The sequence below is a fragment of the Isoalcanivorax pacificus W11-5 genome, from assembly GCF_000299335.2.
Lineage (GTDB): Bacteria > Pseudomonadota > Gammaproteobacteria > Pseudomonadales > Alcanivoracaceae > Isoalcanivorax > Isoalcanivorax pacificus.
This window is the reverse complement of the sequence record NZ_CP004387.1, coordinates 3,963,831-3,984,043: the sequence shown is the minus strand read 5'-3', so window position 1 is coordinate 3,984,043 and position 20,213 is coordinate 3,963,831. Positions and strand designations below refer to the sequence as shown.

Annotated in this window: 19 protein-coding genes; 7 read left to right on the top strand and 12 right to left on the bottom strand. The window is 62.4% G+C overall.

All coding sequences use genetic code 11. The annotated features are described in order from the left end of the window. Window positions 1–48: 48 nt before the first annotated feature. From S7S_RS17940 to S7S_RS17885, 12 genes are all read right to left on the bottom strand, one after another. Entirely contained in the window at window positions 49–762 is a 714-nt protein-coding gene (locus tag S7S_RS17940) for a 16S rRNA (uracil(1498)-N(3))-methyltransferase (RefSeq protein ID WP_041026034.1), read from the bottom strand. Window positions 763–767: 5 nt separating this feature from the next. Further along, the gene (locus S7S_RS17935; RefSeq protein ID WP_008734671.1) at window positions 768–2,120 is read right to left on the bottom strand and encodes an adenosylmethionine--8-amino-7-oxononanoate transaminase; all 1,353 of its coding nucleotides are present in this window, start codon (window positions 2,118–2,120) and stop codon (window positions 768–770) included. Window positions 2,121–2,612: 492 nt separating this feature from the next. Next, complete coding sequence (locus S7S_RS17930) at window positions 2,613–5,753, bottom strand: efflux RND transporter permease subunit (protein ID WP_008734673.1); 3,141 nt, start codon at window positions 5,751–5,753, stop codon at window positions 2,613–2,615. A 20-nt stretch (window positions 5,754–5,773) separates the two neighbouring features. Next, window positions 5,774–6,901, bottom strand: a complete 1,128-nt coding sequence (locus tag S7S_RS17925) for an efflux RND transporter periplasmic adaptor subunit (protein ID WP_008734675.1) — start codon at window positions 6,899–6,901, stop codon at window positions 5,774–5,776. A gap of 11 nt (window positions 6,902–6,912) precedes the next feature. Further along, entirely contained in the window at window positions 6,913–7,668 is a 756-nt protein-coding gene (locus tag S7S_RS17920; RefSeq protein ID WP_008734678.1) for a TetR/AcrR family transcriptional regulator, read from the bottom strand. Window positions 7,669–7,823: 155 nt separating this feature from the next. Beyond that, the gene (gene hemW, locus S7S_RS17915; RefSeq protein WP_008734680.1) at window positions 7,824–8,963 is read right to left on the bottom strand and encodes a radical SAM family heme chaperone HemW; all 1,140 of its coding nucleotides are present in this window, start codon (window positions 8,961–8,963) and stop codon (window positions 7,824–7,826) included. A gap of 126 nt (window positions 8,964–9,089) precedes the next feature. Continuing rightward, a complete protein-coding gene (locus tag S7S_RS17910) occupies window positions 9,090–9,332 on the bottom strand; it encodes a hypothetical protein (RefSeq protein ID WP_008734681.1) in 243 nt (80 codons plus the stop codon). Between the two features lie 161 nt (window positions 9,333–9,493). Beyond that, the gene (gene rdgB / locus S7S_RS17905) at window positions 9,494–10,090 is read right to left on the bottom strand and encodes an RdgB/HAM1 family non-canonical purine NTP pyrophosphatase (RefSeq protein WP_008734683.1); all 597 of its coding nucleotides are present in this window, start codon (window positions 10,088–10,090) and stop codon (window positions 9,494–9,496) included. Window positions 10,091–10,102: 12 nt separating this feature from the next. Beyond that, window positions 10,103–10,696, bottom strand: a complete 594-nt coding sequence (metW, locus tag S7S_RS17900) for a methionine biosynthesis protein MetW (protein ID WP_008734684.1) — start codon at window positions 10,694–10,696, stop codon at window positions 10,103–10,105. Next, complete coding sequence (gene metX / locus S7S_RS17895) at window positions 10,696–11,847, bottom strand: homoserine O-succinyltransferase MetX (RefSeq protein ID WP_008734687.1); 1,152 nt, start codon at window positions 11,845–11,847, stop codon at window positions 10,696–10,698. Before metX ends, metW begins: the two co-directional genes overlap by 1 nt. A 91-nt stretch (window positions 11,848–11,938) precedes the next feature. Then, window positions 11,939–12,841 (bottom strand): substrate-binding periplasmic protein, encoded by a 903-nt coding sequence (locus S7S_RS17890; protein WP_008734689.1) that lies wholly within the window; start codon window positions 12,839–12,841, stop codon window positions 11,939–11,941. A gap of 70 nt (window positions 12,842–12,911) precedes the next feature. Further along, window positions 12,912–13,304 carry an acyl-CoA thioesterase gene (locus S7S_RS17885; protein WP_008734690.1) on the bottom strand — a complete coding sequence of 131 codons (393 nt, stop codon included), beginning with the start codon at window positions 13,302–13,304 and terminating at the stop codon, window positions 12,912–12,914. Between the two features lie 414 nt (window positions 13,305–13,718). Between S7S_RS17885 and S7S_RS17880 the strand changes: the two genes are divergently transcribed. The 7 genes from S7S_RS17880 (at window position 13,719) to S7S_RS17850 (ending at window position 20,211) form a co-directional block, all read left to right on the top strand. Next, complete coding sequence (locus S7S_RS17880) at window positions 13,719–14,747, top strand: substrate-binding domain-containing protein (RefSeq protein WP_008734692.1); 1,029 nt, start codon at window positions 13,719–13,721, stop codon at window positions 14,745–14,747. Window positions 14,748–14,940: 193 nt separating this feature from the next. Then, window positions 14,941–16,317 (top strand): phosphate ABC transporter permease subunit PstC, encoded by a 1,377-nt coding sequence (gene pstC / locus S7S_RS17875; protein WP_008734694.1) that lies wholly within the window; start codon window positions 14,941–14,943, stop codon window positions 16,315–16,317. After that, window positions 16,317–17,669 carry a phosphate ABC transporter permease PstA gene (pstA, locus tag S7S_RS17870; protein ID WP_008734696.1) on the top strand — a complete coding sequence of 451 codons (1,353 nt, stop codon included), beginning with the start codon at window positions 16,317–16,319 and terminating at the stop codon, window positions 17,667–17,669. Before pstC ends, pstA begins: the two co-directional genes overlap by 1 nt. 26 nt (window positions 17,670–17,695) lie before the next feature. Further along, window positions 17,696–18,499: a phosphate ABC transporter ATP-binding protein PstB gene (gene pstB / locus S7S_RS17865; RefSeq protein WP_476625119.1), complete on the top strand. Its 804-nt coding sequence runs from the start codon at window positions 17,696–17,698 to the stop codon at window positions 18,497–18,499. 54 nt (window positions 18,500–18,553) lie between these two features. After that, on the top strand, window positions 18,554–19,273 hold the full coding sequence (gene phoU / locus S7S_RS17860) for a phosphate signaling complex protein PhoU (protein ID WP_008734701.1): 720 nt from the start codon (window positions 18,554–18,556) through the stop codon (window positions 19,271–19,273). Window positions 19,274–19,361: 88 nt separating this feature from the next. Next, entirely contained in the window at window positions 19,362–19,685 is a 324-nt protein-coding gene (locus S7S_RS17855; RefSeq protein WP_008734703.1) for a metalloregulator ArsR/SmtB family transcription factor, read from the top strand. 22 nt (window positions 19,686–19,707) lie between these two features. After that, the gene (locus tag S7S_RS17850; protein WP_041026033.1) at window positions 19,708–20,211 is read left to right on the top strand and encodes an arsenate reductase ArsC; all 504 of its coding nucleotides are present in this window, start codon (window positions 19,708–19,710) and stop codon (window positions 20,209–20,211) included. The last annotated feature ends 2 nt before the right edge of the window (window positions 20,212–20,213 follow it).

The window sequence follows — 20,213 nt, the reverse complement described above, 5'->3', positions numbered from 1 at the left end:
AGAAAACCCGCCGCTTGGCGGGTTTTCTGTTATCAGGGGAAAACGGTACTAAAGCTTTGCCCAGAGCGCGGCCAGCAACGCCACTGGAGCGGTTTCTGCGCGCAGTACACGATTTCCCAGGGCAAATGCCACAAAGCCGTGATCGGCGGCGCTGTACAACTCGGCGTCGGAGAAGCCGCCTTCCGGGCCGGTCAGCAGCACCATGCTGTCGGCTTGGCGTAACGTCGTGTCTGCCAGAGGGGCTTCACCGGGATGCGCAATCAGCTTCAGCGTCGTGTCGGCAGTCGGTAGCCAGGCCGTCAGCGGCAGGGGGGCGTGCACGGTCGGCACCCGATTCATGCCGCACTGCTCACAGGCGCTGACCACCACCTGCTGCCAGTGGCGCAATTTCTTGTCCTGCCGGTCGCCGTCGAGCCGCACGTCCGTGCGTTCGGTGGTCAGTAACTGGAAACGGTGCGCGCCCAGCTCGGTGGCTTTTTGCAGGGCGTAGTCCATGCGCTCGCCCTTGATCATCGGCAGCGCGACGGTCACCGGCAATGGTGCAGTGCGATCCTCTGCATCAAAACCCTGCGTCAGGACAGTCACCGCTTTCTTGCTGATAGCGGTGATTTCTGCTTCCCAGGCGCCGCCCTGGCCATTGAACACCTGCAGGCGTTCGCCGACCTGCATGCGCAGCACGCGCGCAATATGGTGGCTGGCATCCTCGCCCAACACAGTCTGCTGGCCCTGGCTGAACGGCTGCGGATCAAAGAAGCGGCGCATGGGCGTTAATCCTTGGTGGCCAGGTTGATGCCTTCCCAGGCCACATCGGCCAGATGGTCAATCTGCTCCGGTGTAATCACATAGGGCGGCATGAAATAGGTGACGTTGCCCAGTGGGCGCAGCAGCGCCTGATGCTTGAGCGCGTGCTGATAGACGCGCAGGCCGCGACGTTCCTGCCAGTCGTAGGGTTCGCGGGTGCGCTTGTCTTTCACCATTTCCACGGCGGCGATCATGCCGGTCTGGCGCACTTCGGCCACGTGCGGATGGTCATTGAAGCGTTCCAGTGCGCGGCTCATGTGCGCGGCCAGTTCGCGGTTGCGCTCGATCAGATTATCGGTCTCGAAGATTTCGAGCGTGGCGAGCGCGGCGGCGCAGGCCAGGGGATTGCCGGTGAAGCTGTGTGAATGCAGGAAAGCGCGCATCGTGTTGTAGTCATCATAAAATGCCTGGTAGATCTCGTTGCGGGTGAGCACGGCGCACAGGGGCAGGTAACCGCCGGTCAGCGCTTTGGAGAGCGCCAGGAAATCGGGGGTGATGCCGGCCTGTTCGCAGGCAAACAGCGTGCCGGTACGGCCGAAGCCGACGGCGATTTCATCGGCGATCAGGTGCACGCCGTACTTGTCGCAGGCTTCACGCAGCAGTTTCAGGTACACCGGGTGATACATGCGCATGTTGCCGGCGCACTGCACCAGTGGCTCGACGATGACCGCGCAGATTTCCTCGTGGTGCTCAGCGAGGATCTTTTTCATTTCGACAAACTGGCGGCGGCAGTAGGCTTCCCAGGACTCGCCTTCTGCGCGGTGATAACAGTCGGGGCTTGGGGCAGTGAACACATCCATCAACAGGGGTTTGTAGGTGGACTTGTACAGCGCCACATCGCCGACCGCCAGGGCGGCCAGGGTTTCGCCGTGGTAACTGTTGCCCAGGGTGACGAACCGCTGTTTGCGGGTGTGGCCCATGTTCTGCCAGTAGTGGAAGCTCATCTTCAGGGCGACTTCGATGCCGGAGGAACCGTTGTCGGCATAGAACACGCGGTCCAGGCCTGGCGGTGTCATGGCCACGAGCTGTTCGGAAAGGGCGACCACCGGCTCGTGGGTAAAGCCGGCCAGGATGACATGTTCGAGCTTGTCGAGCTGTTCGTGCACGGCGCGGTTGATGCGAGGATTGCCGTGGCCGAGGATGTTCACCCACCAGGAACTGACCGCGTCGATATAGCGGTTGCCGTCGAAGTCTTCCAGCCACACACCGTCACCACGACGGATCGGGATCAGCGGCAGATGCTCGTGATCCTTCATCTGGGTGCAGGGGTGCCAGAGCACGCTCAGGTCGCGCGCCACGATTTCCTGGTTACTGCTCATCTGGTTTCTCCGACGGTCGTGGACATGTTGCACAGGGTAGCTTTCCGGATGCCTGGCCGCCAGCGGAGGTGCGTAAAAAAGCGGCGAGCCTCGAACTGCGAGCGGCAACGACGTGCCTGCGATGCACTGCTCGCCGCTGCCAAAAAAAGGTTCATCGCGGATTAGCGGGAAAGTAGTGGTATCAGGGGTATTGGGTTGGACGACGGACGTCTGACGTCTGACGCTAAACCCGAAGCAAACAATTGTGCCAATAACGATGTGGTGCTGCCTGTCGGGCAATTCTCTCTCTTCGGGGGCGATGAGCGGGGAACGCGACAAGCACAAGCATCGCGGATGGCGACAAAGCAGCCGGGCAGTGCTGCCCGCATCGGAATCAAGCGCTTTTGGCGTCAGACGTCAGACGTCCGACGTCCGACCCAGCCAACATGCTAATTCGCCATGAACCAAAAAAAAGCCCCGCAGGTGCGGGGCTCAAAGGGGTATCCCTTGTCGTCAGTGAGCGGTGATGTGTTCCATCGACTCACCAGTGTTGCCGTGATCACGGCCGATATAAAGATAGATCGCCGGCACCACGAACAGGGTGAACAGCGTCCCCAGTGTCATGCCGGTGGCGATCACGAAGCCCATGGCGAAGCGGGCGCCGGCACCAGGGCCGGCGGCGATCAGCAGCGGGATCATCGCCAGTACCAGTGCAGCGGTGGTCATCAGCACCGGACGCAGACGAATCGAGGTCGCTTCCTCGATGGCGGCGCGCTTGGACAGGCCCTGATCCTGCAGCTTGTTGGCAAACTCCACGATCAGGATGCCGTGCTTGGAAATCACGCCGATCAGCGTCACCAAGCCCACCTGGGTGTAGATGTTCATGGTTGCGGTATGCCAGAGCAGCCCGCCGAACTGCGCGAACGAACTGGCGATGTTCAGTATCGCCATGCACAGCAGCGCGCCACAGATCGACATCGGCACCGACACCAGCATGATCAGCGGATCCCGCCAGGATTCGAACTGCGCGGACAGCACCAGATAGATGATCACCATCGCAAAGAAGAAGGTCATCAGCAGTTGCGAGCCTTCCGTCTTGAACTGGCGCGACTGGCCGGAGTAATCGAGGCGGTAGCCCTGCGCCGGCAATACTTCAGCGGCGGCCTGTTCGAGCACGGTCAGCGCTTCACCCAGTGATACACCCGGGCGCGGCACTGCGGAGATGGTCACCGCGTTCATCTGCTGGAAGCGCTTCAGGGCCTGTGGTTGCACCGTGTCTTTCAGCGTGGCGATGGTCGACAGTGGTACCAGGTTGCCGTCGCGGGTACGGGTGTAGTAGTCCAGCAGCTGGTCGGTGTTCAGACGGTCGCTGCGCTGTACCTGCGGGATGACCTTGTAGGAGCGGTTTTCCAGCGAGAAGCGGTTGGAATAGCCACCGGCCAGCATGGCCGACAGATCCTGCCCGACGGAGCGCATGTCGATGCCCAGCGCGGCCGCTTTTTCACGGTCGATGACGATCTCGGTGCGTGGCTTGTTCAGGCGCAGGTCCGTCTTCAGGAAGATGAACTTGCGGCTTTCATAGGCCTTGCCCACGATCTGCTCGATCAGCTCGCCGGTGGTGGAAATCGGCTGCGTGGTGCCGATGACGAATTCCACCGGGAAGCCACCACCCCCGCCGGAGGGCAGTGGTGGTGGCTGGAACGCGGCGATTTCAAGGCCGGGAATTTGCGGGGCGATCAGTTGCACGCTCTGTTCCAGTACGGCGCGTGTGCTGCGGTCGCGGTCTTCCCAGGTCTTGAGCACCATGCCGGTGATGCCGTCGGTCACGGTGCCGGCGCCGGCCGCGCTCATACCATTGATCATGAACACCTTGTCCATTTCCGGCAACGCTTCGACTTTTTCGCGCAGCAGCGCGGTGTTGGCCTCGAAGTATTCCATCGTGGTGTAGGGGTCGGATTCCGAGAACGCCAGAATGAAGCCCTGGTCTTCGCCCGGCGCCAGTTCTTCCGGAGTGTTGATAAACAGGAAGTAACAGGACACCAGCGCGACAGTGCCGAAGATCAACACCACGAATTTGGTGTTCAGGGTACCGTGCAGCGTGTTGCGGTAGGACAGGCGCAGGCTTTCGAACTTGGTGTCCAGCCAGTGCGCCAGGCCGTCATTGCTGTTTTCAGTGTGCGGTTTAAGCAGTTTTGCACACAGCATCGGCGACAGTGTCAGCGCCACGATGCCGGACAACAGCACCGAGCCGGCCAGTGTGAAGGCGAACTCCACGAACAGGGTGCCGGTGAGGCCACCGATAAAGCCGATCGGCAGGTACACCGCCACCAGCGTGGTGGTCATCGCGACCACGGGCCAGGCCAGTTCGCGGGCGCCCTTGATGGCAGCGTCATACGGCGCCATGCCTTCTTCCACGTGCCGGTGGATGTTCTCCAGCACGATGATGGCATCGTCCACCACGATGCCGATGGCCAGCACCATCGCCAGTAGGGTCAGCAGGTTGATGGAGAAGCCCATCAGCAGCATCAGGAACAGGGCGCCGACCATGGAGATCGGCACCGCGATCATCGGCACCAGCACCGAGCGCAGCGAGCCGAGGAACAGGAAGATCACCACGATCACGATGAGCAGCGCTTCGACGATGGTTTTCACCACCTCGTTGATGGAGTCCTGAATGTACTCGGTGGAGTCGTACGGGATATCCGCCGACAGGCCTTCCGGCAGTTCCGGCAGGATGTCGTTGTCCCAGACTTCGCGTACCGCCTTGATCACGTCCAGCGAGTTGGCATCCGGGGCCACTTCGATGCCCATGAAGGTGGCGGCCTGGTCACCGAAGCTGACCGAGGTGCCATAGCTCTCCGCACCCAGTTCCACATTGGCCACGTCGCGCAGGCGCGTGATGGCGCCGTCGCTTTCGCGCACGATGAGCTCTTCGAATTCCGCCACTGATTGCAGGTCGGTTTCGGCGGTCAGGTCGATACTGATCAGTGAGCCTTTGGTGGACCCCACGGCGGACAGCACGTTGTTGGATTGCAGCGCGCCATACACATCGGAGGCGGTAACACCCAATGCCGTCATGCGCGCCGGATCGAGCCAGATGCGCATGGCGAAGGTGCGGGCACCGAGAATCTCGGCGCGCTGTACGCCGGGCACGGTGGACAGCAGCGGTTCCACCACACGCACCAGATAGTCGGTGGTCTGGTTGTTGTCGAGGATTTCACTGTAGAACGCCAGATACATGGCGGCGGTAGTGTCGCCCACGGTCATGTCCACCACCGGGTCTTCCGCTTCCGCCGGCAGTTCGCCACGCATCTTGTTCACTTTGGCGACGATCTGCGTGAGCGCCGCGTTCTGGTTCGCGTCCAGGCGCAGGAAGGCCTGGATCAGCGAGACGCCACCGGTGCTCGATGAGGTGATGTAGTTGATGCCTTCGGCAGTCGCAATTTCCCGTTCCAGTGGCGTGGTGATAAAGCCCTGGATCAGGTCCGCGTCGGCGCCGATGTAAGTGGTGGTCACGGTGACCACGGCGTCCTGCAGCTCGGGGTACTGGCGCACGTTCAGTTCCGTCACGGCGCGCACGCCGAGCAGGAAAATGAACAGGCTCACCACCCAGGCGAGTACAGGTTTCTGGACGAACAAGTCGGTGAATTTCATGGATTCGGTCCCGGCTCCGTTCAGGTATTGTCAGGGGTCGGTTCAAGCTGCGGGTCCAGATTCACGTCTTCGCTGATCGTGACCGTCGCGTTGTTGTTCAGCTTGAGCAGGCCGGATGTGGCGATACGGTCGCCTTCTTCCAGGCCCTCCACGATGGCGACATAGTCGCCCCGGGTGCGGCCGGTACGGACGAAGCGGCGGTTCACGACCAGTTGCGTTTCGCCGGCGTCGTTCTGTTTCTCGACGATCACGAAGACAGCGTTGCCGTAGGGGTTGTAGCTGATCGCCGTTTGCGGCACGGCCAGCACCTCTTCGGCTTCACCGAGGTCGACGTTGACGCGGGCGAACATGCCCGAGCGCAGCTTGCCGTCTTCGTTGGCCAGGGTGGCCTGGGCGGTGAAGTTGCGGGTGCTGCGGTCGATGCCCGGCTCGATCGCGGTGATGCTGCCGGTGAAGGTGTCGTCCGGCCAGGCGTCCACGGTCACGTCCACTTCCAGGTCCAGCGCCAGCTCGGACAGACGCTGCTCCGGCAGGCTGAACTCAATGTAGATCGGCGACAGTTGCTGCACGCTCACCACCGGCGCACCGGCGGCCACGTACTCACCGAGGTCCACCTGGCGAATGCCCAGCTGGCCGTCGAACGGCGCGCGGATGGTTTTCTGTGCGACGCGGGCCTCCTGCGTATTCAGGCTGCCCTGGGCCTGGTCGTACTGGCTCTGTGCCCGGTCCAGTTCGGCTTTCGAGACGCTGCCCTGGTTCTGCAGGCGGCGGGTGCGTTCAAGCTCCAGCCGCGACAGTTCGGCGGCGGCGCGCAGCGCCTGCAGTTCGGCGCGGTCGGTGGCGTCGTCCAGGCGCAGCAGAATGTCACCCTTCTTCACCATGTCACCGGAGTTAAAGCGGATCTCGGTGACGATGCCGGCGGCCTGGGTGGTCAGCTGGGTGCCGTTCACGGCGCGTGCTGTGCCCACGGCGCTGATGCCACGTTCCCAGGTGAAGGATTGTGCTTCGGCGGCGGTAACGGAGGCAGCGGGCATCGGCATGTTGTCGAAAAAGTCGTTCATGCCTTTGCGGAGCATCATCTGCAATGCGAAGACGCCCCCGAAGACGACAACGCAGGCAGCTATGACGATGATGAAGCGCTTGTTCATGGGTCTGGTCCTCAGTGGGGCGAGCAATAACGGTAACCGGTGCCTTCCGGGCACAGGTCATCGAATAACGTGGCGCAGATGTGGCTGATCTGGGCGGTCAGCGCCTCGTCATCGAACGGGTCGGACAACGGCTGCCAGTGCAGGCCGTTGAGGTGAATGTGGCTGTGGCGCAGCAGCAGCCGGTAAGGGTCACGCAGATCGTAGAAATCCAGTACGCCTTCGGCATGCACCAGATTATGCATGCCTTCGGAAAGCGCCCAGGGGCCGATGGCGATTTCCAGCGGACGCAGGTTGAACGATGCGACGTCGCCGGCATCGACGGCGTCCTGTACCACCTGGCTGACCAGTTCGCCAATCGGGCCATGGGCCTCCAGCACGGCGTCGCGCCGCTTCTGGGAAGCCGCGCGCCAGATCACCTCGGTGGTGACGTACTGAGCGAGTCGAAAGTGGTCCGGGTGGCGTTGGGCGAACAGCACATCGGCCACAACCAGCGCGATCATGCGGTCGCGGCTGGGGGCATCCCAGCGCGCGGCGCGGGCCATGGACTCCACCCGCTTTTCGGCCTGGTCGGCACAGATAGACAGCAGCAGGTCTTCTTTCGAGGCGAAATGCTGGTACAGCGTACCGGTGGCGTAATCGCAGGCACGCGCTACCTTGGCCATCTGCAGTGACAGCAGGCCATGCTCGCTGATCTGTTCGCGCGCTGAATCAAGGAAGCGTTGCTCACGCTCGGCAAGCTCTCGCAGGCGTCGTTCCCGCGTCCCCATGCACCTCTCCTGGCTGCGTATCGTTGTTTGTCCGGTTCTCGGGATGAACGGAATGGCGGAGTATGAATCGGGTTCATTCGATGATCAAGCGTCGACCGCACCATGGTGCAAGACCGTCATACGGCGTTGCGGACGTCGTCAACCGCGGTGGCGGGTCAGGGCTGGAAGGCGCCGAGTACCCGGTTCAGAAAGCGCAGGCCGGTTTCGGTACAGGCCAGCCGCCCGGGCGTGATCAGGCCGTCCCGGCGCAGGCGGGTGAGGGCGGGTTCCAGCGTCGTCAACGGCAGGCCGGTGCGTTCGCTGAACAGGGCCTCGGGGACGCCCCCGGGCAGCCGCAGGGCATTGAGCAGAAATTCCAGCGGGCGCTCGGCGGTGGCAATGTCCTGGCTGTCCAGGCGGCGCTGGCCGTCAGCGGCCAGGTAATGGGTGGGCAGGCGGGTCTTGCGGTAGCGCAGTATCGTGCCGCGATCCGGGCGGGTGACCTTGCCGTGTGCGCCGGCGCCCAGCGCCAGGTAGTCGCCAAAGGTCCAGTAGTTGAGATTGTGGCGGCACTGGCGCCCGTCCCGGGCGAAGGCAGAGACTTCGTAGCGGCGGTAACCGGCCCCGGCCAGCAGGGCGAAGCCGGCGGCCTCGGTGTCGGCCATGGCGTCGTTGTCCGGTTGCGGGGGCGGCGCGCGGTAGAAGGAGGTGTTCGGTTCGATGGTGAGTTCGTACCAGCTGATGTGGGCCGGGGAAAGCGCGATGGCCTGCGCCAGGTCGGCCAGTGCCTCGTCCTGCTGCTGATCCGGCAGGGCGTGCATCAGGTCCAGGTTGAGGTTGTCGAAGCCGGCGGCGCGCGCCTGCTCTGCCGCACGTATTGCCTCGCGGCTGCCATGGATGCGGCCCAGCGCACGCAGGTGGCGGTCGTTGAAACTCTGGATGCCGAGCGACAGCCGGTTGATGCCGGCGCGGTGGAACCCCTCGAAGCGCTGTTGTTCCACGGTGCCCGGATTGGCCTCCAGGGTGATTTCGATATCCTCGGCAAAGTGCAGGCGGGTACGCAGCATGCCCAGCAGCTCGGCGTAAAAATCCGGTGACAACAGGCTGGGTGTGCCGCCGCCGAAAAAGAGGCTCCCGATGGGACGGCCCTGTGCATCCGGCACCTCTTCACGCAGGTCCTGGCGCAGCGCCGCCAGGTAGGCGGTTTCCGGCAGTGCGCCGTCGCGTTCGTGGGAATTGAAATCGCAGTACGGGCATTTGCGCACACACCAGGGCAGATGGATATACAGCGCCAGCGGTGGCAGGGTGAGGCTCATGGTCGGACCGGTTGCGTGTCAGCGGGAAGGGCAGTCTAGGCGCTGCCCGGTGGGCTGTCACCGGCTTGCCGCCAGAAAAGGGAAAGGCGCCTTGCGGCGCCTTTCATGACACGCGACGAAAACGGATCAGTTGGTGGCATCCTCGTAGGTGTCTTTCACCGCGTCCTTGGTGTCTTCGTAGGTTTCGTCGACAGCGCGGCCTGCTTTCTCCATCGCGCCTTCGTTACCGGTCGCAGAGTCCCAGGTTTTCTCAATGCGTTCCCCGGCGTCGTCGACGTTTTCGCCTGCTTTCTCAGCCGGTCCCTGATCACAGGCTGCGATGGCAAATACACTGATCAGGGCCAGGCCGGCGAGCGATACTTTCTTCATGAGAATCTCCTTATCTGCTGACGATTCGTCTTTGCGGTTTCCAACCTCACGCAGAGACTACCTGATAGTGAGAGCAAAAGGAGAGGGCAAAGTTTGTGGTTTCGCCCAGGTTTAACACTTGTTTGTATTCCCGCGCGGGCTGCCTTGACGGAAGATTCCGATCAGGCCAGGCGCGGGCGAAGCTGTTGCATCAGTGATGCCAGGGCCTGGCCGCGATGGCTGATGCGGTTTTTTTCTGCCGGCGCCATTTGTGCGGCGGTGCAACCCAGCGACGGAATATAGAAATGCGGGTCGTAGCCAAACCCCTGTTCGCCGGCCGGCTGCAACACAATTTCACCTTCCCAGCTGCCGTGGGCAATCAGCGGCACCGGATCGTCGGCGTGGCGCATGAACACGATCACGCACTGGTAGCGGGCACTGCGCGTGGCGTCCGGCAGTGCGTTGAGGCGTTGTACCAGCAATGCGTTATTGGCAGCATCGGTGGCGCCCGGGCCGGCGAAGCGTGCGGAATAAATGCCGGGCGCGCCGTTGAGGGCATCCACTTCGATACCGGAATCGTCACTGACGGCGGGCAGGCCGGTATGCGCAGCGGCGTTGCGGGCCTTGAGAATGGCATTCTCGACAAAGGTGAGCCCGGTCTCCTCGGCCTCCGGCACATTGAAAGTGCTTTGTGGCAGCACGTCGCAGCCCAGGGGCGCGAGAATGGCGTTGAGCTCGTTCAGCTTTTTCTGGTTGCCCGAGGCGAGCACGATTTTCATCAGCGGTATCCGTCAGCGGGTGACACGGTACATCGCCAGTTCGCCGAAAAAATTTGGCCACAACTGGCTGAACAGGGCGGAGCGGTGATCATGGTTGAGCACGCGCCGTTCCAGTACCCGGAAGCCGTTCTTTTTGCAGTGGGTGTCGAAGTCACGCACGGTGCACAAATGGATGTTCGGTGTGTCGTACCATTCATAGGGCAGGCGGCGGGACACCGGCATGCGGCCCTTGAAGAACAGATAGCCGCGCACGCGCCAGTAGCCGAAATTCGGGAATGTCACGATCGCCTCGCGGCCCACGCGCAGCATTTCCGAGAGCACCTGGTCCGGACGCTGCACCGCCTGCAGGGCCTGGGTCATGAGCACGTAATCGAAACGCTGGTCGGCGATGTTGCCGAGCCCTTCGTCGATATCCTGTTCGATCACGTTGACGCCTTTTTCGATGCAGGCGGCAATATTATCCTGGTCGATTTCCAGCCCATAACCCCGCACACCAAGATTGTCGCGCAGGTGTGCGAGCAGGGTGCCGTCACCGCAACCCAGGTCGAGTACCTGCGCGCCCTGCGGAATCCAGTCGCGGATGATGGCGAGGTCCTGGCGCAACATCACGCGTTCTCCAGTTCGTCGGCGACGCGGCGCATGTAGGCGCCGAACAGTCGCGTGTATTCGGGGATGTCGAGCAGAAACGCATCGTGGCCTTTGTCGGTATCGACTTCGGCGTAGCTGACATCCCGGTCCACCGCCACCAGCGCGTTGACGATTTCTTCCGAGCGCTCCGGCGAAAAGCGCCAGTCGGAGGTGAAGGAAATCACCAGGAACTGGCAGGTGGCATGCGACAGGGCGGTTTCCAGGGAGTTGTCAAAGTTGCGCGCCGGATCGAAATAATCCAGTGCCTTGGTCATCAGCAGATAAGTGTTGGCGTCGAAATTGCGCGAAAACGTCTCGCCCTGGTGACGCAGGTAGCTCTCCACCTGGAATTCCACATCAAAACCGAAATGAAACCGCCCGCTTTGCAGGTCACGGCCGAACTTGGCGCGCATGGCGTCGTCGCTGAGATAGGTGATGTGCCCGACCATGCGCGCGAGGATCAGGCCCTGGCGCGGATAGGTGTCGTGCAGGTAATAGCGGCCGCCATGGAAATTCGGGTCGGTCAGGATCGATTGCCGGGCCACTTCGTTGAAGGCGATGTTCTGCGCGGACAGTTTCGGTGCCGAGGCGATGACGGCGGCATGGCCAATGCGGTCGGGGTAGTCGATGGCCCACTGCAGGGCCTGCATGCCGCCGAGGCTGCCACCGATCACTGCCGCCCAGCGCTGGATGCCGAGCCGGTCCGCCAGGCGTGCCTGGCTGGTGACCCAGTCCTTTACCGTCACCATCGGGAAATCCGGCCCCCAGGGCTGGCCGGTTTCCGGGTTGACGGTGCCGGGCCCGGTGGAGCCGTGGCAGCCGCCAAGGTTGTTCAGCGCCACCACAAAAAACCGGTTGGTGTCGATCGGCTTGCCTGGCCCGATGCAGTTGTCCCACCAGCCGGGACGCTTGTCCTCCGGGCTGTGGTAGCCGGCGGCATGATGGTGCCCCGACAGTGCATGGCAGATCAGCACGGCATTGGAGTGCGCGGCGTTCAGGGTGCCGTAGGTTTCGTACATCAGGTCGTAGCTGGGAAGCACGCGGCGACATTCGAGCTCAAGTGGCTCGTCGAAATGCATCAGGGCGGGCTTGACCAGCCCCACTGAATCGGGCGCGGTGGGATCAAACATCAGGGGCGACTTCAGGACCTTGTTGGCATTGAAAGAAACGAAGTCTAGGGCCTGTGCCTGTGAGTATCCAGCGATGCGTGGCGCTGTGATGTCAGGGCTCGCGTGGCAGCAGGTCGGGCCGGTACCACAATGCCGGCCGGTCCAGTGGTGTTTCCGCCGGCAGTACCGGGTTATCCAGTGTCAGTACGCGGCGCACGCTGGCGCGCGTGCGGGCCAGTGCTTCCTTATGTTGCGGGTGATTGAAGAACAGCCGGTCGAAGCTGCCGTCGGCGATGGCCCTCTCCAGCCCCTGTGTCAGGCGTTCGGCCAGTGGTGCGTTATCCGGGGCGACGAAGAAATAGGCGGCGGTGGGGTAATACAGCAGCAGGCCGGGGGCAACGGTGATGGCCATCTCCGGGCGCTGGTCCAGTTCCGCCCAGGCTTCGGTGAGCCCGCGGGGGAGGTAGTCGAAGCGGCCCTGATCGAGCATCAGGAACAGGCTGTCGTAGCTGCTGGCGCGGACCACCGACAAGCCGTTGGCGTTGAGGATGTCCACGTCCGGCCAGTCGTGGCCCTGGCCGGCGCGCACTTCACGCAACTGGTCCAGGTTCTGGACGCCGGCAAACCAGGGAATGTCTTCCTCGCGGATGATCAGCAGGCGGTAGCCGAGCAGGCCCTTGAGCAGCGGAATGCGGATGGGGCGTGCGAGCTGTTCGCGCTCGATGGAGGTCATGCTCCAGACCACGTCCAGCTCGCGGCCGGTGGAGAGTTCCGCCAGCGCGCGGCTCTGGGTCAGGGCTTCACTGGCGGGTTCCAGCCGGTAGGGGCCATGGCTGTCGACGGTCTTGTCCAGTGCCAGGCGCAACAATTCGATGATGTACAGATCGCGCGAATCGCGCTCGCTCACCGGCGCCGGGTACTGGATGACCTCCACAGCCCTGGCGGGCTTCCCGATCAGGCTGGCCAGCATCAGGCCGGCCAGGATCAGATCACCGCAAAACCACCACTGACGCATCGTTCCGCATCCCTGACAGACAGCGTGGCTGCCAGTATAGCGGGGATGCATGCGGCGAGATATGCGCGTCTCAGTCCTGGTGCACGGCCCGGGTACGGCCGGTCTGGTCGATGGCGACAAAGGTGAACAGGCCCTCGGTGACCTTGGCCACCTCGCCCATGCTGCGGATCCACACTTCCACGCGGATGTTCATCGAGCTGCGGCCCACGTCCAGCAGTTCGGTATAGCAGCTCACCACGGCACCTACCGGCACCGGGCGCAGGAAGGACATGGAATCGATGGCCACGGTGGCGACCCGCCCGCGGGCGGTCTTGCGGGCGCAGACGGCGCCGGCCAGGTCCATCTGGGAGACCAGCCAGCCGCCAAAGATGTCCCCGTTCCAGTTGGCGTCCTGAGGCATGGCGATGGTCTGGATGGCGAGTTCTCCGCCCGGTTGCGGCTCGTCGTCGCGGTCGTCGGTCATGATCTGATCCGTTTTGTCATAGGTGGTAGGTCCTGAAGCGCAAGTGTACTGAAGGCGGGGCCTCATACAATCCGCTGATGGTACATAAATGTCGTCGTGGGCCGGGAAATGGGCGGATTTGCGCGGTGCGCCCATTCCGGCAGCCAGGATGGCTGTCGGAAAGATGTCATTTTGTTGTCACAAAACTGACCTAGACTGCCCATGGCTCGAAGCAGAGTGTGGCCGATGTCTGCGCCAGGACCGATGGATTGTGTGTGAACAGGTCCAAGTGTCACACCACTGCAACAGTTGCTGCCCAGAATCCAGTGACCCTTGGTCCCAGGGGCTGTCGGGGGAACCGGAGTCTGAAGGCCTGGGCCAGGCGGGCATCAACGATGATGCCGCAAATTCGCAGATGCAGACGAGGATATGACAATGCGCTTCAAGCAAACTCTTGGCCTGGCGTTCGCCGCCGCTGCCATGACCACCGTTGCCGCACCGGCAATGGCCCGTGACACCATCCAGATCGCCGGTTCGTCCACGGTGCTGCCGTTCGCCAGCATCGTGGCAGAAGAGTTCGGTAACGCCTTCGGCCAGTTCAACACCCCGGTAGTGGGTTCGGGCGGCTCCAGCGGCGGTCTGCGTCAGTTCTGTCAGGGCGTGGGCGCCAACACCATCGACATCGCCAACGCTTCCCGCGCGATCAAGTCCAGCGAAGTGGAAAGCTGCGCCGGTGCTGGTGTGAAACAGATTCTGGAAATCCAGTTCGGCTACGACGGCATCGTGTTTGCCTCGCGCGCCGACAAGGGCACGTTCGCCCTGGAGCCGAAGCACGTCTTCACGGCTGCCGCCGCCCAGGTGCCGCAAGGCGGCAAAATGGTTGCCAACCCGTACACCCGCTGGTCGCAGATCGACGACAGCCTGCCGAACCAGGAAATCATTCTGGTGATCCCGGCGTCCAACCACGGCACCCGTGAAGTGTTCGAGGAAAAAGTGATTCTCGACGGTTGCGCCGAATTCGCTGAAATCAAGGCGATGGACAAAGATGCTCAGAAGAGCGCCTGTCTGAGCCTGCGTCAGGATGGCCGTATCATCGAGATCGCCGGTGACTACACCGAAACCCTGGCACGCCTGCAAGCCCAGGCTGACGCGGTGGGTGTATTCGGTCTGAGCTTTTACGACCAGAACCGTGACCGCCTGAAAGTGGCCACCATCAACGGTGTGACCCCGAGCCTGGAAACCATCGGCTCTGGCGAATACCCGGTGTCCCGCCCGCTGTTCTTCTACGTGAAAGGCGAGCACCTCGGTGTTGTTCCGGGCATCGACCAGTATGTTGAATACTTCCTGAACGATCAGGTATCCGGTTTCGGCAGCCCGCTGGAAGCAGCTGGCCTGATCCCGCTGAACGACGAAGAGCGCGCCAAAGAAGTGGCCGACTTCAAAGCTCGCAAGGCGGTTCAGTAAGGCAGTACCCGGGGAGGCCGGACGATGATGAACGATCGCGTCCGTCACCTCCTCTGGTAACACCCGGCCCCCGGCGGCCTGGAAAGGGCCGTCGGGGGCTGCTGGTTTCTGGAGTGTTGTTGCCGCAATATGACAATCGCTCCTTGATCTGCAACACATGTCCGCCATCCGGCGACGGGCAACTGGAGTCAAGATGAGTAACCTGACGCTGATCGCCATTCTGCTGATGCTGATGGCGGTGGCTTATCAGATGGGCCTGATGCGCAGCCGCGCTGTCGCGCGCGACAGCAGTGAGCGCATGCATTCGCGGCCCGGTTATTACGGCTGGCTGGTGGCACTGTGGTGTGGCCTGCCGGCATTGCTGGTATTTCTGATCTGGTCGGCGGTGGAGCCGTCCGTGATCCGCGCGGTGGTGCTCTCCGAGTTGCCGCCCGACATGGCCAACCTGACGGCTCAGCAAATCACAGTGTTGATGCGCCGCCTGGATGACATTGCCTCCGGCTTCGGTGTCTCCAACGATATCGCGCCATACGAGGCCGCTGCGGCAGAGACCCTGTCGCGTCTTCGCACTATCGGCCAGTTGGCCAAGATTGCCGTGATGGCGTCGCTGGCCCTGGCCGGGCTGGTGGTCGCGCGCCGCCGCATTCAGGTGAGCCTGCGCGCACGTAATTATGTGGAAAAGGTGATCAGCATTCTGCTGGCACTGTGTTCCGGCGTCGCCATTCTGACCACTGTTGGCATCGTGTTCTCCATGTTTGGTGAAGCGATGCACTTCTTCTCGTTTGTCAGCCCGATTGATTTCTTCTTCGGTACCACCTGGAACCCGCGCTTCAGCACCACTGGCACTGGCGGACAAGGCGAGTTCGGCCTGCTGCCGCTGCTCTGGGGTACGCTGATGGTGAGTTTCATCGCCCTGCTGGTGGCGGTGCCGATCGGACTGATGACGGCCATCTATATGGCCGAGTACGCGCCCTCCTGGCTGCGCTCGGTGGCCAAGCCGGTGATCGAGGTGCTGGCGGGTATTCCGACAATCGTATACGGCGTGTTTGCGCTGATGGTGATCGGGCCGTTCTTCGCCAGTGTGGGTAACCTGCTGGGCATTCAGATTCGCGCCACCAGTGCGCTCACCGCCGGCTTCGTGATGGGCGTGATGATCATCCCGTTCGTGTCGTCGCTGTCCGACGACATTATTACCCAGGTGCCGCAATCGCTGCGCGACGCGTCGCTTGGCCTTGGCGCGACCAAATCGGAAACCATTCGCCAGGTAGTGCTGCCGGCGGCGCTGCCGGGCATTGTCGGCGCTTTCCTGCTGGCGGCCAGCCGTGCCATCGGCGAAACGATGATCGTGGTGCTGGCGGCGGGCAACAGCCCGGTGCTGCACGCCAACCCGCTGGAAGCGGTGTCCACCGTGACAGTCACCATCGTCAACCAGCTCACCGGCGACACCGATTTCGCCAGCCCGCAATCACTGGTCGCGTTTGCACTCGGCCTGACGCTGTTCGTGATTACGCTGGGGCTTAACGTGGTGGCGCTGTACATCGTGCGCAAATATCGGGAGCAATACGACTGATGAGCAACGAGACGCTGAGCGAACGCGCCATCATCCAGGCCCGCGTGGAAAAAAGCCTGCGCCGGCGCCATGCGCGGGAAACACGCTTCCGGCTGTTCGGCCTGAGTGCGGTCATGGCTGGCCTGGCCTTTGTGGCGCTGCTGTTTATCAGCATCCTCGCGCGTGGCCTGCCGGCGTTCTGGCAGTCGGCGATGACCGTGGATGTGTTCTTTGACCCGGCCATCATTCAGGTGGACCCGAAACCGGTGCCCCGGGCAGATGAATCGCCGCAGGCTTTTGGCGAGCGCGAGATTGCCTGGCAAAGCCAGCTCACCATGGTGAACTGGAACCGGATCATGGAGAACAGCATCATCACGCTGAAGCCGGAGCTGGAGAAAGAGCGTCGTTATGTGCGAGCGCTGTTCACCAGCAGCGAGCGGTTCCGCCTGCGCGACATGGTCATTGAGGACCCCTCGCTGATCGGCAAGACCGTGAAACTGGACCTGCTGGCCGATGCCAACGTGGACGTCTGGGTGCGCGGCAACATTGACCGCAGCCTGCCGGACAGCCAGCAGCAATTGCGCGCACCCGTGCGTGAGCTGGCCGACATGCTGAAGGCAGAGGGCGTGCTGAACGTCAAGTTCGCCACGCCGCTGTTTACCAATCCGGATTCGCGCAGTTCGCCGGCAGCGGCCGGTCTGGCCGGTGCTTTCATGGGCTCGCTGTTCATGATGGTGATCGTGATCTTCCTGGCGGTGCCGGTGGGTGTGGCCAGCGCGGTGTATCTGGAAGAGTTCGCGCCGCGCAACCGTTTTACCGATCTGATCGAAGTGAACATCAATAACCTGGCCGCCGTGCCGTCCATTGTCTTCGGTCTGCTGGGCGCGGCAATCTTCATCAACTGGTTCAGGCTGCCGTTGTCGGCGCCGCTGGTGGGTGGTCTGGTACTGAGTCTGATGACGCTGCCGACCGTGATCATTGCCACCCGTGCTGCACTGAAAGCGGTGCCGCCGTCGATTCGCCAGGCGGCGCTTGCGCTGGGCGCATCGAAAGTCCAGATGGTATTTCACCAGGTGTTGCCGCTGGCGATTCCCGGCGTGCTGACGGGCGCCATTATTGGTGTGGCGCAGGCGCTGGGCGAGACAGCGCCGTTGCTGCTGATCGGCATGAATGCGTTCGTGGCCAATATTCCGGCCACGCCGTTTGAGCAATCCACGGCCTTGCCGGTGCAGATTTATCTGTGGCAAGGCAACGAGCTGCGCAACTTCTTTGAGGCCCGCACCTCTGCGGCGATCATCGTGCTGCTGAGCATGATGATCGGCCTGAACGCGCTGGCTATCTTGCTGCGCAAGAAATTCGAGAGAAGGTGGTGACAATGAAAATGGTCAATCCGGAAATGATGAGCCAGCGCACCCAGGCCCGCCAGGCCGAAGGCGCCATGAGCGACAAGGCGAAAATGAGCGCCCGTGGCGTCAAGGTGTTCTATGGCGATACCCAGGCCATCAAGGGTATCGACCTGGACATCATGGAAAACGAGGTGATCGCCTTCATCGGGCCATCCGGCTGCGGCAAGTCCACCTTCCTGCGAACGCTGAACCGCATGAATGACACCATCGAGGGCTGTCGTGTGGAAGGTGCGGTGACGCTGGACGGCCGCGACATTTATGATCCGTCGCTGGACGTGGTGCTGCTGCGTGCCCAGGTGGGCATGGTGTTCCAGAAGCCGAACCCGTTCCCGAAATCGATCTATGACAACGTCGCCTACGGCCCGAAGCTGCACGGCCTGGCACGTGGCCGTGGTGATCTGGACGATATCGTCGAGAGCAGCCTGCGCCGCGCGGGCCTGTGGGAAGAAGTCAAAGACCGCCTGGACAAGCCGGGCACCGGGCTGTCAGGTGGTCAGCAGCAACGGCTGTGCATTGCGCGCGCCATTGCCGTGAGCCCGGAAGTGATCCTGATGGACGAGCCCTGCTCGGCGCTGGACCCGATTGCCACCGCAAAAGTGGAAGAGCTGATCGACGAGCTGTCGAACCAGTACAGCATCGCCATCGTGACGCACTCCATGCAGCAGGCGGCGCGCGTGTCCGACCGCACGGCCTACTTCCATCTGGGGGAGCTGATCGAGGTGAACAACACCGAGAAGGTATTTACCCAGCCGGACCACGACCTGACGGAAGCTTACATTACCGGCCGCTTCGGTTGATGATATTGACGGCCGCCGCACGGCGGTGGCCCCACTGTTTTTGAGGAGAGCGTCATGGATCGCTTCCATTTTGGCAAACACAGCTCCAGCCAGTACAACGAGGAAATGGAATCCATCCGTACCCACCTGATGGAGATGGGCGGGCTGGTGGAAAAACAGGTGGGCGACGCGCTGCAGGCGCTGCTGGCCGGTGATTCCGAGCTGGCCGAGCAGGTGCTGACGGTGGAAGACCGTGTCGACAGCCTGGAAAAGAAAATCGACGAAGAGTGTGCCCGCGTACTGGCGCTGCGTGCGCCGGCCGCCTCCGACCTGCGCATGCTGATCGCGGTGTCCAAATGCGTCTCTGACCTGGAGCGCATCGGTGACGAATCCGCCAAGATCGCTGCCATGGCGATCCAGCTGGCACAGGAAGGTGAATCCCCCAGTGGGTATGTCGAGGCGCGTCATATCGGCAACCATGTGCGCCGCATGCTGCATTCCGCGCTGGACGCCTTCGCGCGCTTCGATGCCGACAAGGCGGTGGAAGTGGCCGGTGAGGATGCCCAGATTGATATGGAGTACCGGTCAGCCATGCGCTCGCTGGTGACCTTCATGATGGAAGACCCGCGCTCCATTTCCCGTGTGCTGAATGTCATCTGGACACTGCGCTCGCTGGAGCGGGTGGGCGATCACTCACGTAACATCTGTGAGCAGATCATCTATCTGGTCAAGGGCAAGGACGTACGCCATATCTCGGTCGATGAGATGGAGAAAGAGGTCAAGGGCAAGCCTTGATGGCCGGGTAACGAAAAGGCGCCCCTTGCCGGCGCCTTTTCCCTGGTCTAACATATTCGCATATCCGAATATTCATATATGGTGAAACATGGCTGACCTGACCCCGGTGATGCTCTGCAAGTGCCTGGCCGATGACACCCGCCTCAGCGCCGTCATGCTGCTCAGCCGCTTTGGCGAGGTCTGCGTCTGTGATCTGGTCAGTGCCCTGTCGTTGCCACAATCCACTGTATCGCGGCACCTGGCGCAGTTGCGCAGTTGCGGCATCGTACAGGACCGGCGCGCCGGGCAGTGGGTGCATTACCGGCTCAGTGAAACGATGCCCGACTGGGCGTTCGCCGTCATCAGCCAGCTCACCGGGGCGGCGGCGGCCAGCCGGGGAGCGCTGCTGAAGCGGGCCGCCAATTGTTGCTGAATTTTCCAACGGAGCACTGTCAATGAAACTGCCTCTGCGTGTCCTGTTCCTCTGTACCGGCAATTCCTGCCGTTCCATTATTGCCGAAGCGCTGGCCAACCATCTCGGCGCCGGCCGCCTGGAAGCACTCAGTGCGGGCAGCCAGCCCACCGGTGAGGTCAATCCGAATGCACTGAAAGTGCTGGCGCGCCACCAGATTCCTGTGGGCGAGGTGGCCTCACAATCCTGGGATGCTTTTGCCGATCAGTCTTTTGACCTGGTAGTGACCGTGTGCGACAACGCCGCTGGCGAGAGCTGCCCGGTATGGCTGGGCAAGACCCTCAAGGCACACAGGGGTGTGGCCGATCCGGCGCCGGTCCAGGGGGATGAGGACACCGTTGCGCGTGCCTTCGAGCGTACGCTGCGCGCTTTGCAAGTGCGCCTTGAAGCGCTGCTGGCGCTGCCGCTGGAAACGATGAAGCCGGCGGAACTGGTCGCGGCGCTGGGTGATATCCAGCAACGCCTGTCACACGCGTACCCGGGCTGATC